Here is a 15,092-nt window from a genome sequence, read left to right as displayed (position 1 = left end):
TTGGAGGAAAGAATGCTCAGTGTTTTAATTTGGTTACCTTTAGTGGGGGCATTACTCGCCGTCATTCTTCCACAACCAGAAAAAAGCCTATTGTCCCGTAGGGTTGCCCTAGCTACCGCTGCTTTAGTCTTCGGTTGGACTGTTTGGATTGTCTGTAACTACGATGTGGCGATCGCCGGATTACAGTTTAGTGAGCATCTCCCATGGGTGGAATGGTTGGGGCTGAATTACGACATTGCCGTTGATGGATTGTCGTTGCCGCTGATTGCTCTCAATAGCTTTCTGACCTTCGTTGCTATCTGGATCACGAGCAAAGACATTAATCGTCCACGGTTCTATTACGCTCTGTTTTTGTTATTGCAAGCCAGTGTGAATGGAGCATTTTTGGCACAGGATGTCTTGTTATTCTTCCTGTTCTACGAGATTGAAATCATTCCCCTCTACTTCATGATTGCGATTTGGGGTGGAAAACGTCGAGGTTATGCTGCGATTAAATTTTTGCTCTACACTGCTATCTCAGGCATTTTGCTGCTTGCTGCATTCCTCGGTTTAACATTCCTGAGTGAGTCGAATACTTTCGCCTACGCAGCCCTCCAGAACAATATGCTGCCCCTTGGGACACAGTTGATTTTGCTGGGTGGAATCATTATTGGCTTTGGTATCAAGATTCCCTTCTTCCCATTTCATACATGGCTGCCTGATGCCCACGTTGAAGCATCTACACCTGTATCAGTTATTTTGGCAGGTGTTCTCTTAAAGCTGGGAACTTATGGTCTTTTGAGATTTGGTATTGGTTTATTCCCAGATGCTTGGGCTGTTTATGCGCCTTGGTTAGCGATCTGGGCTTCCGTTAGCGCGTTGTATGGTGCCTCCTGTGCGATCGCCCAAAAAGATATGAAAAAGGTTGTTGCCTATTCATCGATCGCCCATATGGCCTTTATTCTGTTAGCTGCTGCCGCTGCAACCCCTCTAAGCCTTGCTGCCGCTGAAGTGCAGATGATTAGCCACGGTTTGATTTCTGGTTTACTCTTCTCACTTGTGGGAATTGTCTATAAGAAAACTGGCAGTCGCGATGTGGAATATCTACGTGGTCTTCTCAACCCAGAACGTGGCTTACCTCTGGCGGGTAGTCTAATGATTTTAGGGGTGATGGCCAGCGCAGGTTTACCCGGAATGGCTGGTTTTGTCGCTGAATTTTTGATTTTCCGAGGCAGTTTATCCAGCTATCCTATTCCCACTCTGCTGTGCCTTGTTGGTACGGGTTTGACGGCGGTTTACTTCCTGCTGATGATTAATAAGGTTTTCTTTGGACGGTTAACCCCAGAATTGGCCGAGATGGATCCTGTCAATTGGTCAGAGCAAGCTCCTGCCGTTGTCTTGGTGATTTTACTCTTTGTTTTTGGCCTCCAACCTCAGTGGATGATTCGTTGGAGTGAAGCTGATACTGCTGCGTTGGCGACACCGACAACAGCGGCTTTGGTTGCAACACCGATCACTACCGAAATTTCTTTAAAATAGAACCATAACTTTTATCATCATTCCTCCTTTATAAAAACTTGTTTTACTAGAGAAAACATTGCCATGGTCACCGCTTTAGAGCCTTCCCGTCATCCCCTCGCTAAATATATCCATCAACTGGAGCAGGGTTTACCTATGCTCATTCACTCTGATCTTCGGGTGATGGAAGTGGTTGGAATTCTGAAGAGTTATGGGGTGGTTTTGGATGCCTACTCCAATAATTTGAACTACATTGCTGAGCACCAGTTTTTAAATTTATTTCCTTTCTTCAAATACTTCAACGGAAAGGTGACACCGGGTCGTCTGGGTCAATTTTGGTGGCATGACCGCATTAACTATGAATATGCGGAATATTGCATGAAATCGATGTTTTGGCATGGGGGTGGTGGTCTGGATGCCTATGTCGATACGCCGGAATTTGAAGAGGCTGCTCGTAAGGCGATCGCCGCGCGTTGGAAAAATAACCCCTTAATGTTGGGGTTAAATAAACTCTTCCCCGACTATTTGCTAGAGCAAACCCGTGTGATGGCCTATTACACAGGACTCGGACAGTTCTGGCGAGTGATGAGCGATATGTTCATCACCTTGAGTGATCGTTATGATGCAGGTGAAATTAAAACCACCTCCGATGTCACCCAACATGTTCTCGCAGGCTTGGTTGCTGATGCCGCAAAACCTATCACCTATAGCGTTGATATTCGAGGTGAAAAATTTGACCTCATCCCAGAATCGGCAGGGATTACATTTTTGATGGATACAGGTGTGCCCTACGTTGAAGCAATCTTTTTCAGAGGCACTCCTTTTGCCGGCACGATTTCCTTTAATGCCCAAGCATCACAGATTTCCCCTGACCAATCAACGTTTACTTACGGTGCACTATATGCAGATCCGCTTCCCGTTGGTGGTTCGGGCATTCCGCCAACATTATTGATGCAAGATATGCGTCATTTCCTGCCTGATTATCTGATGGACTATTACAAGGAAACAGGGCGGAGTGAACAGGATATCCGCGTGAAAATCTGTAAGACTTTCCAAAAGTCGATGTTTTGTGTAACCAGCGCAGCCTTAATGGGGCTTGTCCCTAATGGCATCGGACCCGATACTCTCGAAAAGCAGCAAGAAAATCGTGAATTCTTTGAGTTTTGGATGGATCGTCTCCTGCCTTCCCAAATTCATGTTGTAAATGGATAAAGTCTTTATCTAAGACCCATTGCTTGGGATTCACTGATGATTGAACGTCAATTTCAATGGTTACTGAAATCGCTGAGCTTACGGGGCAGTGTTTTTGGAGTGGTTTTGCCCCGTGCTCTTGTGTTTGGGGCATTGGCCATTGGGGTGAATTTTTTATATCAAGCCCAGCCTGAGTTGCCGTGGGATTTCTGCCAATATCTGATGGAGAATGTGGCGCTCAATCTCATTTTGGGTTTACTGCTCGTGTTTCGCACAAATACTGCGTACGAAAGATTTTGGGAAGGACGTAAGGCTTGGGACGAGATTATCGCGAATATCTGTAATTTACTACGGGAACTTCATGCAGCTGAGTTGTTGCAACCAGAGAATAGCAAGCCACGTTCTGTGATGATGGGTTGGCTAGTCGCGCTGGCGATCGCCACGAAATCCCATCTTCGCCAAGATTTTCAGGTTGAGCAATTTGAGCAAGTATTGGCAATAGCGGAGTTTGAGAAGATTACAAAATCTGCCCATGCGCCTATGCTGATTTTGCAATGGCTCAACATTTCTGCTCAAAAACAGTTGTCCATTCCTGAAAAAATTTCTATTCAGGAGAAATTCGCAGCTCTCACGAATGGCATCACCACCTGCGAGCGTATTTTCAATACACCTTTGCCATTTGCCTACACAATTTTTCTGCGGAAATTCATTTTGCTTTATTGTTTCTTTTTACCCTTTGGTTTGGTGGAAACATTGCTGTGGGGCACAATTCCAATCACGCTTTTAGTTGCTTTTGTCTTGTTTGGAGTGGAGGCGATCGCCGAAGAAATTGAAGACCCTTTTGGAAAAGATGAAAATGATTTACCTTTAGAAGAACTATGTCAAATGATTACAAAAGAAGCCCGAGAATTCGAGGCTTTTCAAGATGAGCATAAAGTTATTTCTCTGTGAGATTTAGGTACGCTTAATTCAAATAGGTATAACCTTTAAGATTATTTTCGTAGCGATCAATTAAATACTGCGCTTGTTCGATATTGATTTTTTGTCTATTCGCAGCTGAGTCTACTTGAGTTTTGATTTTTTCTAAAAGTTCTTGATGCTTGTATTGCACTGTCTCTAAAATATTTTCAACTGTACTTCCTTGAGTCATTGAATCTATGCTGTGACCTTTCTCTGTTAGGCGAACTTGAACAGCATTTGTTCGACCAAATAGATTGTGAAAATTACCCATGATGTCTTGATACGCACCCATAAGAAATAAGCCGATGTAATAGGGCTTGTCGTTTAGAGGATGTAATTCAAGGAGATTTTTATGTTTTGTTTTAATATCAATAAATTGATTGAAACGACCATCACTATCACAAGTTAAATCAGCAATAATTCCTCGTCGGTTAGGCCTTTTGTCGAGACGATGAATCGGCATTATTGGAAAGAGTTGATTGATCGCCCAACTATCAGGAATGGATTGAAAAATTGATAGATTGCCATAGTAAATAGTGGCCATGTTTTGCCAAAGATCTTGCAGATCTGTAGGGATGCTGACAGCAGTTTGCATAATCTGAAAAATCTTTTCGCAGCAACACCAATACAATTGTTCCGCAGTGCCGCGATCGCCGAGAGTTAGATAACCGAGACTAAATAAGCTAATGGCCTCTTCTTTGAACTGCATCGCATCGTGATAAGTCTCTTGGTAATTTTCGAGTGTAATGAAATCGTAGGTTTCCCGCAGGTTACGGATCACTAAATGTTCGCGATGGCTAGGTTCGGGCGGCAAAGTTGGCGTGATATCGCTGCTGCTGAGGATGTCAAAAATTAAAATGCTTTGGTGCGAGGCGATCGCCCTGCCACTTTCACTGACGAGAGTTGGCGCAGGTACTTGTTTTTCATCACAACTATCCTTTACCGTCGCCACAATGTCATTGGCATAGTTCTGCATGTTGTAATTTTTTGAGGCTGGCACATTATTTTTTGAGCCGCTGTAATCCACTGCTAGACCGCCTCCCACATCCAGATATTTGACATTCGCCCCTAGTAAAACCAACTCCGCATAAATCTGTGATGCTTCTCGAATTGCAGCTTTTATTACCCCAATGGATGAGAGTTGTGAGCCGATATGGTAGTGCAATAGTTGCAAACAATCTAAGGAATTTTTGTCCCGTAAAGTCTGCACAATTTGCAAAATCTGAGGCACTGTCAATCCAAATTTGGCGCGATCGCCAGACGAACTGCCCCATCGCCCAATCCCTTGGCTCGCTAACTTTGCCCGAATGCCTAACGCGGGACGAATCTCTAATGCTTGACTGGCGGAAAGCGTTAAATCCAATTCTTCCGGTTGCTCAATCACGATGAGGGCGCGATGTCCTAACTGCGTGGCGAGGAGAGCGGTTTCAATATAGTCACGATCTTTATAACCATTGCAAATCAAAAGGGGCTGATGATCGGATGTTGGCTCTAACATGGCGATCGCAATCATCAATTCCGGCTTTGACCCCACCTCTAATCCAAAGCGATAAGGTTGTCCCGCCTCCAATAGCGCTTCGACTACTGGGCGATGTTGATTGCATTTAATTGGATAAACTCCCTGGTACTCTCCTTCGTAGCCATAACGGGCGATCGCCTGCGCAAAACACTCATTTAAACGCTTGAGGCGATCACTCAAAATATCTGGAAACCGCAACAAACAAGGCAATTGAATACCTTGGTTTTTCAACTTTTCCACGAGTTCAAATAGATCAACCCCATGCTCCGCTTCTCCCGTCGGCGCAACCTGCACATGACCCGCTGCATTAATCCCAAAATAAGGTTCTCCCCAGCCCTGGATTTGGTAGAGTCTTTCGCTGTCTTGCACCGACCAAGAATGCTCATCGGGAGATTGAGAGGGAGATATAGCCATAAAATCCTAAAAATCTGTCGCGATAAATTAATCGTTTGAGACGCTTGGGCGATCGCCAAACAGAACCATTATTCTGACCCATTTCCCGAAGCTTTACGAACCAAGACAAGGTTGCATTGCGCTACAGAGATCTAAGCTAGAATCAATCCAATGACGATATTGACTACCAATACGTCAATTCCTCGAAAAAACGCCTTATTGCTTCATCTCCCATGAGTCAACTCAATCCAGAGCAAAGAAACTACGATTATCTAATCGAGGCAGCACGGGTCGGCATCCACAAACCTATTTTGGCGGCACTCTACGCAGTGCACCGTACCCCAAACCTTGCCGATGGCAACACGGGCTTGGGCATCACCCCAGCTAACCAGGTTATTCCCATCGAGCTGGATACCTTTGCCGAACAGACCCAATATGCGGCGAATACCATTCGTGCCCTCACCGATGCATTAATTGAACAAGGTTGGAAAGGTGGCGATCTCTGGGATGGAGCAGAAGGACGATACAGCAATATTTTCCTAGAGCGCATTGCAAAAGGTTATATCCCCAGAACCACCGAAAAAAATGTGGGTCGCCTCGATGTGAGTGACTTCGAAGCACTTAAAAAAGCTTATATCGATGACATTCAGACCGATTATGATGGCGCAGACCTCCCGAAAAACCTCGGTCGCCTTGACCAATCCCTCGTGCAATTTGTTGAACGAGTCGGGCAATATTACCAAGGACTTCCTCACCAACGGGAAGGCATGCTCGAAACAGTACGCATTTGGCGGAAGCTGGATAGCCATGATGCTGTGATCGAATCCTTGGTAAAAGGTACAGACCTCGATGCTGAAGTAATCGACGAAACAGAACTGGATCTATTGCTCAAACATTTTATTCAGCGAGTTTCTCCAAATTATGGTGGCTATCCCCACCAACGTGAGGCCTTGATTCGATTTGTTCAGCTCTGGCGACAAATGGAATCCCGCGAGGCAACGATCGCAGCACTCGACAAAGAAGATTTTAGTGCTGAAGATTTAGGCGTTTTAGACCCTGCCATCATGGAATTTGTGAAAAATGCCGCGCAATATTATGCGGGTAAGGGTAGCCAAAGAAACTCTTTAACTGAGGCGTTGCGACTTTGGCGCCAGTTGAATTCGCGGCAAAATGTTTTGTCGAGTTTAGGGGTAGAGCCAGCGCAATTGCAGGCCGCTAGTAGTAGTGTCGAAGCGATGCGTGAATTAGCGCGGAAAATTGACCAAGAGCTTGTGTCGTTTATCAAGCGGGTGCCGGGTTCATACCAGGATAAGGATCATCAACGGGATGCCCTTATTCGAGCGGTACAACTTTGGCGAGAACTTCCCAACCGCGAACAGGCGATCGCCGATTTGACTGAAGACCTGAAACGAATTGTGGTTGAGCCAAAAAAGGTTGTCGAACCTGTTAAGCCAATTACTGTTGTTGTCCCACAACGCCCAAGTCGCTGGACGCCGGCCACCGTTCGCGCCAACCTCAACCTTTCAATTATCCCAAATGGCAGTTTCACTTGGTTAGAAGCAACCCATGGCGGTAAACGTTCCCCAACCAGTCAATCCACCGTTGATGCCATGATTCGGATTGCAAAACTTGCCCAGCAAGCCCGCGATCGCCTTGGCCGTCCGATGATTGTCACCAGTTGGTACCGTCCCCCTGCCATTAATAGAGCCGTTGGTGGTGCAACAAATAGTCGCCATATTGTAGGTGATGCCATTGATTTTGTGGTGAGTGGTTTGTCCGGCAACCAGATTTATTGGACATTAGACCCTTGGTGGCCTGGTGGATTAGGACGTTATCGCAGCTTCCCAAACCTTGGTCACATCGATGCCCGTTCTTACCGCGCCCGTTGGCGTAATTAGACAGGTCAAGACCCCTGGACAACTCCCTTAACTTTTTGCAGCATTTTTAGCAAAAACAATTTATTTCGTCACGCCAATTGCTAACCTGTTAATGGCTGCGTATCGACCCAAAACGCCATAGGCTCTTACTTTTTACCTACCTGTAGGTTCCATCTCATGTCCCACACCTTGGTTACGGTTCAACCCGTTATTGCCCAGCAACAACCAACACCTCCCCCAACCGAAGAAACTGCAGGGTCTGGGTCAACGTTATGGATGATTTTTACACTGATCTTTTTTCTAAGCTCTGTGGGCTTATTCATCTACAACAAATCGCTAGTTGAAAAGCATGAGAAAGCAACAAAACTGGATCGTTACAAAATTCGCGATCTCAAAAAAAAGCTAAAACTTGCTCTCACGACCATCAAGAAAATGGAAACAAATCCAGACTTGGTGCATTCGCGTGACTTTAACCTCGACTACCTCCGGATGCGGATGGAAGAGGGGATGTTTAATTCGGCGATCGTGAACCAGATGCAGGTCAAAGTCAAGCAAATTATTAGCGTTGCTCTGCGTCCAAGTACTGCTGATATTGCGACCGTGGGAATTGCTGCAACTGGTGGACGACAAGTGGATGAAATGTTTGATGTCCACTATGAGACGGATGATGGTCAGGGCAAGCGTGCTAAAGGTGTTCTGTTTCGGGTTCATATTAAACTCACAAAACTACCTACTCAATCTTCCAGTAGTACAGTTGAGCAGATTATCGCTTGCATCAAAACGTTTCTCAATCCTTCTGAAGATCAAGAAAATTGGCAACCCAGTGTACAAGGGAGAGTCGCCGTTTTGGAATGGGATCAAAAGGCAAAACCGACCCCATTGCTTGTGTTAAGGCAATCTGAGGAAGGTGGTAATGTTAGTTTCCGGACGCAAACTGCTCGTCCCCCTCGTCCATCCTCCCGAACGCGTTCTCAATCTGCAACGAGGCAGAAAAAGCGGAGTGCTGGAGGAGGAAATACCCAACAGCAGCGTCGTCGCTCATCCTCATCAGCAAACCAACAAAGACGTAGATCTTCTAAAAATAAATAAGGGATTAAGTCTAAAAAAAGAGGAAGGCGATCGCCTCCCCTTTTTTGTGTTTGATTTTTTATGCTCGATGAAATTTTGAGGAGTTACTCAGCCATACTCGTAAAAAAGTCGATTGTTTCTTTGAGTGCTGCCACAAAAGAATCAATTTCAGCGAAAGTATTGTAGAAATAGAGACTCGCGCGAGCGCTACCAGATGCTTCAAATAAACGGTGTAAAGGCTGAGTACAATGGTGTCCGGAGCGAATAGCGACTCCTTCATGATCGAGCAATGTTGCTAAATCATTGGCGTGAATACCCTCAACATTAAAGGCTGCTAAGGCTGCTCTGCCATGACCTTTACTGTCAGGCTGTTGGCCATAGATTTTAAGCTTGGGTATATCCGCTAATTTTTTAAATAGGTAAGCAGTTAATTCTGCTTCGTAGGTTTGAATGCGCTCCATCCCAATGCCAGATAAATAGTCCACTGCTGCACCGAGGGCGATCGCCTCACCAATTGCAGGAGTACCAGCCTCAAACTTGTGGGGCAGCTCACCATAGGTTGAATGATCAAAATAAACTTCCGAGATCATTTCGCCACCACCGAGGAAAGGCGGCATCGCTTCTAGGATCTCCTTTTTGCCGTAGAGGAAACCAATCCCGGTCGTGGCACACATTTTGTGGCCAGAACCGACAAGCCAGTCACAATCCATGGCCTGCACATCGATAGGCATGTGGGGCAAACTTTGGCAGGCATCAATCAAAACCTTTGCATCAAAACGACGGGCTGATTTAATAATCGCTTCAACCGGATTGATATTGCCGAGAGTATTAGAAACGTGGACAACAGAAACCAGCTTTGTTCGTTCTGAGAGCAAACTTTCATAGTGCTCAAAATCAAAAGCCTCTTCGTTGGTCAGCTGCACATATTTCAAAACAGCCTCAGTTTTCTCAGCGATCATTTGCCAAGGCACAATGTTGCTGTGGTGTTCCATAACCGAGAGGATAATCTCATCCCCAGCGGTTAAATTCGCTAAACCCCACGTATAGGCAACAATATTAATCGCTTCACTAGCATTGCGGGTGTAAACAATTTCGTCTCGACTAGTGGCATTAATAAACTTGGCCACCTTATCCCGTGCTCCTTCATAAGCATCTGTGGCTCGGGAACTGAGGGAGTGAATCCCACGATGGACATTGGCATTATCACTGGTGTAGTAATGCATCAACGCATCTAGGACTGCCTGAGGTTTTTGGGATGTCGCCGCATTATCAAAATAGATAAGGGGCTTGCCATGCACCTCTTGGTTCAGGATGGGAAAATCATCTCTGACTTCAGCAGCTAAAGATTTTGTTGGCATCACAATCATGGGATTACATCTCTGTAGGGAAGAAAGGGTTGGTTAGGAAGCGGGTATGGTCGCAGGGATTACACCACAAGCAAGTCGTGGACCACCACCACCGAGAGGTTTCGGATCGTCGGAGAAGTTATCACCGTGGAAATGGATCATCAGTGAACGACCGAGAACATTTGCCACATTCAGGCGTGGTGCAAGGACAGGTATGGTGCTGTTACCATCTTTATCGGCATAAAGAGGAGGCAGATCTCCTAAGTGACCATCTTCATAGGGGCCACCATGGTAACCACTATTGAGAGGATCATAATGTCCGCCAGCGGCTAAACCAGGGACAATCGTGCCATTCTTTTCTGCGGGTTCACAGCTAGGGTTTTTATGGACATGAAAGCCATGAGCTCCGGGCACAATATTTTCTAGATCAGGAGTGAGGATTAGACCATAGCCTGTATCTTCTAAGGTGATTTTGCCTACTTCGGGGCCGATGCCTTGGGTACTGGTGAGGTTGATGGTAACGGTTACGCTACCGGCGATCGCCGCTGCCGGAAAAGCAAGGGTGGTGAGGGTACTAACCAGAGCGAGTTTGATGGTATTAGTCATCATGATTTTTTGCTTTTGGTAGATAGAATCCACTTATGCTAGCGCCACCTAGCTGTCTTGGATACGCACTTGTTTAGAAATTTTTTCTCGTAATGATGGGATGGTGATCGCCGCCAAAATTTCAGTAGCGAAAGCATCAACTAGGAGATAGCGAGCGGCATTCTCATCCAGTCCACGACTCCTTAGATAAAAGATTTCATCGGCCTCAAGTTGACTCACTGTTGCACCGTGGGCACATTTCACATTGTCCGCAGTGATTTCTAATTCAGGCTTCGTATCTACCCGCGCTTTTGAGGACAACAGCAAATTGCGATTTAGCTGAGCTGCATTAGTCATCTGGGCATTTTGAGGGACACAAACTCGGCCATTAAAGACAGAGCGGGCGGAATCATCAACAATACATTTATGGAGTTGATCGACAGTGCCATGGGGGAAGTTGAGCTGAACATCACTGTGGGTATCACAAACCTGTTCACCGTCTAATATCGCTAAGCCCTTAAGGTTGGTTTCTGTTTGTACCCCTTCCTGATGGATAGTGAGGCTATGGCGACTGAGTTTGCCGCCCAGATTTACTTCTGTGATGCTGTAACGGCTGTGTTGGGATTGGCCAACAATCGTATTGCTGATGTGGGTGGCATTGGGGATTTCCTGTTGCACTCGCACATGTTTGATCTCCGCATTTTCCTGAACAAAAATTTCAGTTAATGCGTTGTTGAAATAGGTCTGCTCACCGCTACCCCGACCAACATATTGCTCAATAAGGCTAAAGCTAGAGGATGGAGAGGCGATCGCCAAACATCTTGTTTGCATTGCCGTAGGTCGCCCAGCTGCTTGGTTGACAAATAACACCTGAATCGGTGCTTCGACCACAACATTTTTTTCAGCCCAGATAATCGCCACATCATGAAAACCGGCATTATTAAGTGCGGCAAAAACATCCCGCTCACGGCTATGGACACCGATATATTTGATTAGTTCTTCAGCCTGATCCGCGGATAACTGCGCTAAATTGCCAACGAACAAACCTTCTGGAAGCTCTTCTGTATTGGAAAGCTCAGCAGAAAATTTACCATTGACAAAGACCAATTGATGAATCGCTTCTCCGACAAGCTCAGTAGCGATATCTGCGGCATCGAGTTCGTAAGTTTTCGCATTTAAAAATCTCGTTGCCCTGAGGGTTGAGATATCAGTAACTCGCCAATCTTCATCGCGTTTAGTCGGAAATATTGCGTGGGAAACTTTGTAGGCACCCTGTGTTCGCAATTCCTTTAGCCAACCTGTACTGCCTTGGTTAAAGACTGTTTTATTTGTCTCTGCAAGCTGCAAAAGAGGGGAGAGAGACAAATCAAGCATTGTGATGGGGTTGTCAAAGGAGGCGATCGCCTGTTCACCTTTTGCCATAACAATTACACAGCCCCTGTCGTAAGTTCTTGGTCGAGGAAATCATAACCTGTTTCTTCCAGTTGAAGTGCTAATTCCTTACCACCACTCTTTACGATCCGACCGTCATACATCACATGCACAAATTGCGGCGTAATGTAATTCAGTAGTCTTTGATAGTGGGTAATGAGAAGGAATGCATTTTCACTATTCGCGAGAAAATTGACGCCCTCAGAAACTATTCGCAACGCGTCGATATCCAGACCAGAATCAATCTCGTCAAGAATCCCAAGACTCGGTTCTAAAAGCGCCATCTGAAGAATTTCATTACGCTTTTTCTCACCACCAGAAAAACCCTCATTGAGACTACGTTCCAGAAAACTGGGGTTCATCTTGACCACGTCGAGTTTTTCCTCGACGAGATCCTCAAAATCAAACGCATCGATTTCTTCCTTGCCTTGATGCTTGAGCTTTGCGTTGTAGGCAACCCGCAAAAAATCAAGATTACTCACGCCGGGGATTTCAAGAGGATACTGAAACGCTAGAAAAATACCATCCAGCGATCGCTCTTCAGCTTCCTTCTCTAAAAGATTTTCACCCTTATAGATGATTTCACCACCTGTCACTTCATACTCAGGATGACCCGCAATAATCTTGGAAAGTGTGCTTTTGCCAGAACCGTTACGACCCATAATTGCGTGGATTTCGCCCGCTTTAATTTCGAGGTCTACCCCTTTCAGGATTTGCTGACCATCCACAGTCGCAGTCAGATTTTTAATCGATAAAATAACGTCACTCATTACCTAATAAAGGCTCCTCAACAACTCACAAATACAATTGATACGTTTCCTTCCGTTTAAGTCGATTCGTTACAGACTTACCCGACAGTACCTTCTAGCTTCAAGCTCAAAAGTTTATCAGCTTCTGCCGCGAACTCCATTGGTAATTCGCTGAGGACATCCTTACAGAAGCCACTGACTAGCATCGAAATGGCATCTTCTTCAGAAATGCCTCGTTGCGCAAAGTAGAAAAGCTGCTCCTCGCCAATTTTCGCCGTCGAAGCTTCATGCTCTACCTTGGCGTTTTTGTTATCCACTTGAATATAAGGGAAGGTATTTGCTTCCGCGCGATCGCCGATCAACATCGAGTCACACTGAGAATAGTTACGCGCACCGTCAGCTTTAGGATTCATTTTCACCAAGCCACGGTAGCTATTTTTGGACTTACCAGCAGAAATACCTTTGGAGATAATGGTGCTGCGGGTGTTTTTACCCACATGGATCATCTTCGTGCCAGTGTCGGCCTGTTGTAGATTATTCGTTAGCGCGATGGAATAAAACTCACCGACAGAATTATCACCAAGTAATACACAACTTGGATATTTCCAAGTAATTGCAGAACCTGTTTCCACCTGTGTCCAAGAGATTTTTGAGTTGACCCCCTTACATAAACCACGTTTCGTTACGAAGTTGTAGATACCACCTTTACCGTTTTCGTCGCCAGCAAACCAGTTTTGTACTGTGGAATATTTGATGTCCGCATTATCGAGGGCCACCAATTCAACCACGGCTGCATGGAGCTGATTTGTATCAAACATCGGCGCTGTACAGCCTTCGAGATAACTAACCGAAGCACCTTCCTCAGCAATGATTAACGTCCGCTCAAACTGCCCCGAATCACCATCATTAATCCGGAAATAGGTGGACAATTCCATCGGACATTTAACACCCTTAGGAATATAAACGAACGAGCCATCACTAAAGACAGCTGAATTTAGTGCGGTGAAATAGTTGTCTGCGGTGGGGACAACAGTGCCCAAGTATTTTTTGACAAGCTCAGGATGCTCTTCTAACGCTTCTGAAATGGAACAGAAGATTACACCATATTTTGCAAGATCTTTCTTGAAGGTTGTCGCGATAGAAACACTATCGAATACTGCATCGACGGCGACATTTGATAAACGCTTTTGCTCATCAAGAGGAATACCAAGCTTCTCAAAGGTCTCAAGGAGAGCAGGATCAATCTCATCAAGACTCTCTGCTTTCTTAATATCTTTCTTCGGCGCAGAGTAGTAAACGATGTCTTGGTAGTCGATGGGCGGATAGTTAACGTGAGCCCACTTTGGCTCCGTCATATTTTTCCACTGACGATAAGCTTTGAGGCGAAACTCCAGCATGAATTCCGGTTCTTTTTTCTTCGCGGAAATAAGGCGAATCACATCTTCGCTTAATCCACGGGGAATTTTTTCGGTCTCGATATCTGTGACGAAACCGTACTTGTATGGCTGATTGACAAGGGTTTTGACAGTCGCGCTCATTGCTAGGGAGTTTCTCGTTGACGTATTGGGTAATGCTTTCGTAAGAGCAGTCAAATAAAAATGCTCTTCTGACCATCGGCGTTGTCCAAATGGAGAAACGCGATTATGATGATTAAAACAACAAATGTGTTGCTTTAATTTATTCTAAGGTACTTTAACAACAAAAAAGTTGTCAAACCTACTGAAATCTATTTTGCTGATCGCTGGATCTATGACTATTTCCGAAACTCGTTCAACTAAGCAAGATATTCTGAACCATTTATTAAAGCATGGTCAAGTGAAGGCTGTGCAACTGGCGGAGTCGCTACAGATTAGCCCCCAGGCAGTACGACGTCATCTTAAGGACTTGGAGTCTGAGGGGTTGATTGAGCATAAGGCGCAGCGAGCAGGTAAGGGACGACCAAATTTTTTCTACGGGTTAAGTCGAGCAGGCCGCGATCGCTTTCCCAATCGCCATGGGGATTTTGCGGTGTCTTTTCTGGATGCGGTGGTGGAAACGGCTGGGGAAGAGCAAGTCGAAATAATTTTGCGTAGGCAGTGGCAAAAAAAGGCTCAAGAGTACCGCGATCGCCTCGGAGATGGAACATTGGCGCAGCGGTTAAAAAAATTAGTTGGGTTACGACAGGCTGAAGGTTATATGGCTGAAATTAAACCTGCGGAAGAGCATGGCCGACAAGGTTTTTTCTTGATGGAACATCATTGTGCGATCGCCGAAGTTGCTGAGTCCTTTCCTGTTGTTTGTGGGAATGAGCTCGAAATGTTTGAGGCAATTTTGCCCGATTGCAAAGTGGAACGCACGCAATGGATTAATGAAGGCGAACATCAGTGTGGCTACGTAATCCAATCTCGCGGCTAATTTTGAAACTTGCCTGAATTTTTGGTCGCCTGAATTTCTTGTGACATTATTCTCTGCTGAAGCACTTCAATTCATTTGATTG

The 15,092-nt window shown here is 45.4% G+C and carries 12 protein-coding genes; 6 read left to right on the top strand and 6 right to left on the bottom strand.

What is annotated here, in order from left to right; translation table 11 throughout:
- Positions 1–12 precede the first annotated feature (12 nt).
- The 3 genes from LEPTO7376_RS00850 (at position 13) to LEPTO7376_RS00840 (ending at position 3,639) form a co-directional block, all read left to right on the top strand.
- Positions 13–1,518, top strand: coding sequence for an NADH-quinone oxidoreductase subunit M (locus tag LEPTO7376_RS00850; protein ID WP_015132402.1), 1,506 nt, complete (start codon positions 13–15; stop codon positions 1,516–1,518).
- A 63-nt stretch (positions 1,519–1,581) separates the two neighbouring features.
- Positions 1,582–2,709 carry a CO2 hydration protein gene (locus LEPTO7376_RS00845; RefSeq protein ID WP_015132401.1) on the top strand — a complete coding sequence of 376 codons (1,128 nt, stop codon included), beginning with the start codon at positions 1,582–1,584 and terminating at the stop codon, positions 2,707–2,709.
- Between the two features lie 36 nt (positions 2,710–2,745).
- Positions 2,746–3,639, top strand: a complete 894-nt coding sequence (locus LEPTO7376_RS00840; protein ID WP_015132400.1) for a bestrophin family protein — start codon at positions 2,746–2,748, stop codon at positions 3,637–3,639.
- 13 nt (positions 3,640–3,652) lie between these two features.
- On the opposite strand, the gene speA is transcribed toward LEPTO7376_RS00840, so the two are convergent.
- Positions 3,653–5,581 (bottom strand): biosynthetic arginine decarboxylase, encoded by a 1,929-nt coding sequence (gene speA / locus LEPTO7376_RS00835; RefSeq protein ID WP_015132399.1) that lies wholly within the window; start codon positions 5,579–5,581, stop codon positions 3,653–3,655.
- A gap of 212 nt (positions 5,582–5,793) precedes the next feature.
- Between speA and LEPTO7376_RS00830 the strand changes: the two genes are divergently transcribed.
- Positions 5,794–7,458: a D-Ala-D-Ala carboxypeptidase family metallohydrolase gene (locus tag LEPTO7376_RS00830; protein WP_015132398.1), complete on the top strand. Its 1,665-nt coding sequence runs from the start codon at positions 5,794–5,796 to the stop codon at positions 7,456–7,458.
- Between the two features lie 156 nt (positions 7,459–7,614).
- Positions 7,615–8,526 carry a hypothetical protein gene (locus LEPTO7376_RS00825; RefSeq protein WP_015132397.1) on the top strand — a complete coding sequence of 304 codons (912 nt, stop codon included), beginning with the start codon at positions 7,615–7,617 and terminating at the stop codon, positions 8,524–8,526.
- An 83-nt stretch (positions 8,527–8,609) separates the two neighbouring features.
- Here the strand turns inward: LEPTO7376_RS00825 and LEPTO7376_RS00820 are convergent, their stop codons facing one another.
- The 5 genes from LEPTO7376_RS00820 to sufB form a co-directional block, all read right to left on the bottom strand.
- Positions 8,610–9,872, bottom strand: a complete 1,263-nt coding sequence (locus LEPTO7376_RS00820; RefSeq protein WP_015132396.1) for a SufS family cysteine desulfurase — start codon at positions 9,870–9,872, stop codon at positions 8,610–8,612.
- A gap of 33 nt (positions 9,873–9,905) precedes the next feature.
- Positions 9,906–10,460, bottom strand: a complete 555-nt coding sequence (gene sodC, locus LEPTO7376_RS00815; protein ID WP_216700275.1) for a superoxide dismutase family protein — start codon at positions 10,458–10,460, stop codon at positions 9,906–9,908.
- Positions 10,461–10,505: 45 nt separating this feature from the next.
- On the bottom strand, positions 10,506–11,858 hold the full coding sequence (sufD, locus tag LEPTO7376_RS00810) for a Fe-S cluster assembly protein SufD (protein ID WP_015132394.1): 1,353 nt from the start codon (positions 11,856–11,858) through the stop codon (positions 10,506–10,508).
- 5 nt (positions 11,859–11,863) lie between these two features.
- A complete protein-coding gene (sufC, locus tag LEPTO7376_RS00805; RefSeq protein ID WP_015132393.1) occupies positions 11,864–12,637 on the bottom strand; it encodes a Fe-S cluster assembly ATPase SufC in 774 nt (257 codons plus the stop codon).
- A gap of 77 nt (positions 12,638–12,714) precedes the next feature.
- Entirely contained in the window at positions 12,715–14,154 is a 1,440-nt protein-coding gene (gene sufB, locus LEPTO7376_RS00800) for a Fe-S cluster assembly protein SufB (RefSeq protein ID WP_015132392.1), read from the bottom strand.
- 211 nt (positions 14,155–14,365) lie between these two features.
- Between sufB and sufR the strand changes: the two genes are divergently transcribed.
- A complete protein-coding gene (sufR, locus tag LEPTO7376_RS00795) occupies positions 14,366–15,010 on the top strand; it encodes an iron-sulfur cluster biosynthesis transcriptional regulator SufR (RefSeq protein WP_015132391.1) in 645 nt (214 codons plus the stop codon).
- Positions 15,011–15,092: the final 82 nt, after the last annotated feature.

This window comes from [Leptolyngbya] sp. PCC 7376 (assembly GCF_000316605.1).
Lineage (GTDB): Bacteria > Cyanobacteriota > Cyanobacteriia > Cyanobacteriales > MRBY01 > MRBY01.
The sequence above is the reverse complement of the archived record's forward strand: the minus strand, read 5'-3'. Positions and strand labels throughout refer to the sequence as shown.

Bases quoted from the DNA above. Each gene is read 5' to 3' on its own strand.
- LEPTO7376_RS00840 (WP_015132400.1), top strand. From the start codon at position 2,746: ATGATTGAACGTCAATTTCAATGGTTACTGAAATCGCTGAGCTTACGG.
- sodC (WP_216700275.1), bottom strand. From the start codon at position 10,460: ATGATGACTAATACCATCAAACTCGCTCTGGTTAGTACCCTCACCACC.
- sufB (WP_015132392.1), bottom strand. From the start codon at position 14,154: ATGAGCGCGACTGTCAAAACCCTTGTCAATCAGCCATACAAGTACGGT.
- speA (WP_015132399.1), bottom strand. From the start codon at position 5,581: ATGGCTATATCTCCCTCTCAATCTCCCGATGAGCATTCTTGGTCGGTG.
- sufD (WP_015132394.1), bottom strand. From the start codon at position 11,858: ATGGCAAAAGGTGAACAGGCGATCGCCTCCTTTGACAACCCCATCACA.
- LEPTO7376_RS00845 (WP_015132401.1), top strand. From the start codon at position 1,582: ATGGTCACCGCTTTAGAGCCTTCCCGTCATCCCCTCGCTAAATATATC.
- LEPTO7376_RS00820 (WP_015132396.1), bottom strand. From the start codon at position 9,872: ATGATTGTGATGCCAACAAAATCTTTAGCTGCTGAAGTCAGAGATGAT.
- sufC (WP_015132393.1), bottom strand. From the start codon at position 12,637: ATGAGTGACGTTATTTTATCGATTAAAAATCTGACTGCGACTGTGGAT.
- LEPTO7376_RS00850 (WP_015132402.1), top strand. From the start codon at position 13: ATGCTCAGTGTTTTAATTTGGTTACCTTTAGTGGGGGCATTACTCGCC.
- sufR (WP_015132391.1), top strand. From the start codon at position 14,366: ATGACTATTTCCGAAACTCGTTCAACTAAGCAAGATATTCTGAACCAT.
- LEPTO7376_RS00830 (WP_015132398.1), top strand. From the start codon at position 5,794: ATGAGTCAACTCAATCCAGAGCAAAGAAACTACGATTATCTAATCGAG.
- LEPTO7376_RS00825 (WP_015132397.1), top strand. From the start codon at position 7,615: ATGTCCCACACCTTGGTTACGGTTCAACCCGTTATTGCCCAGCAACAA.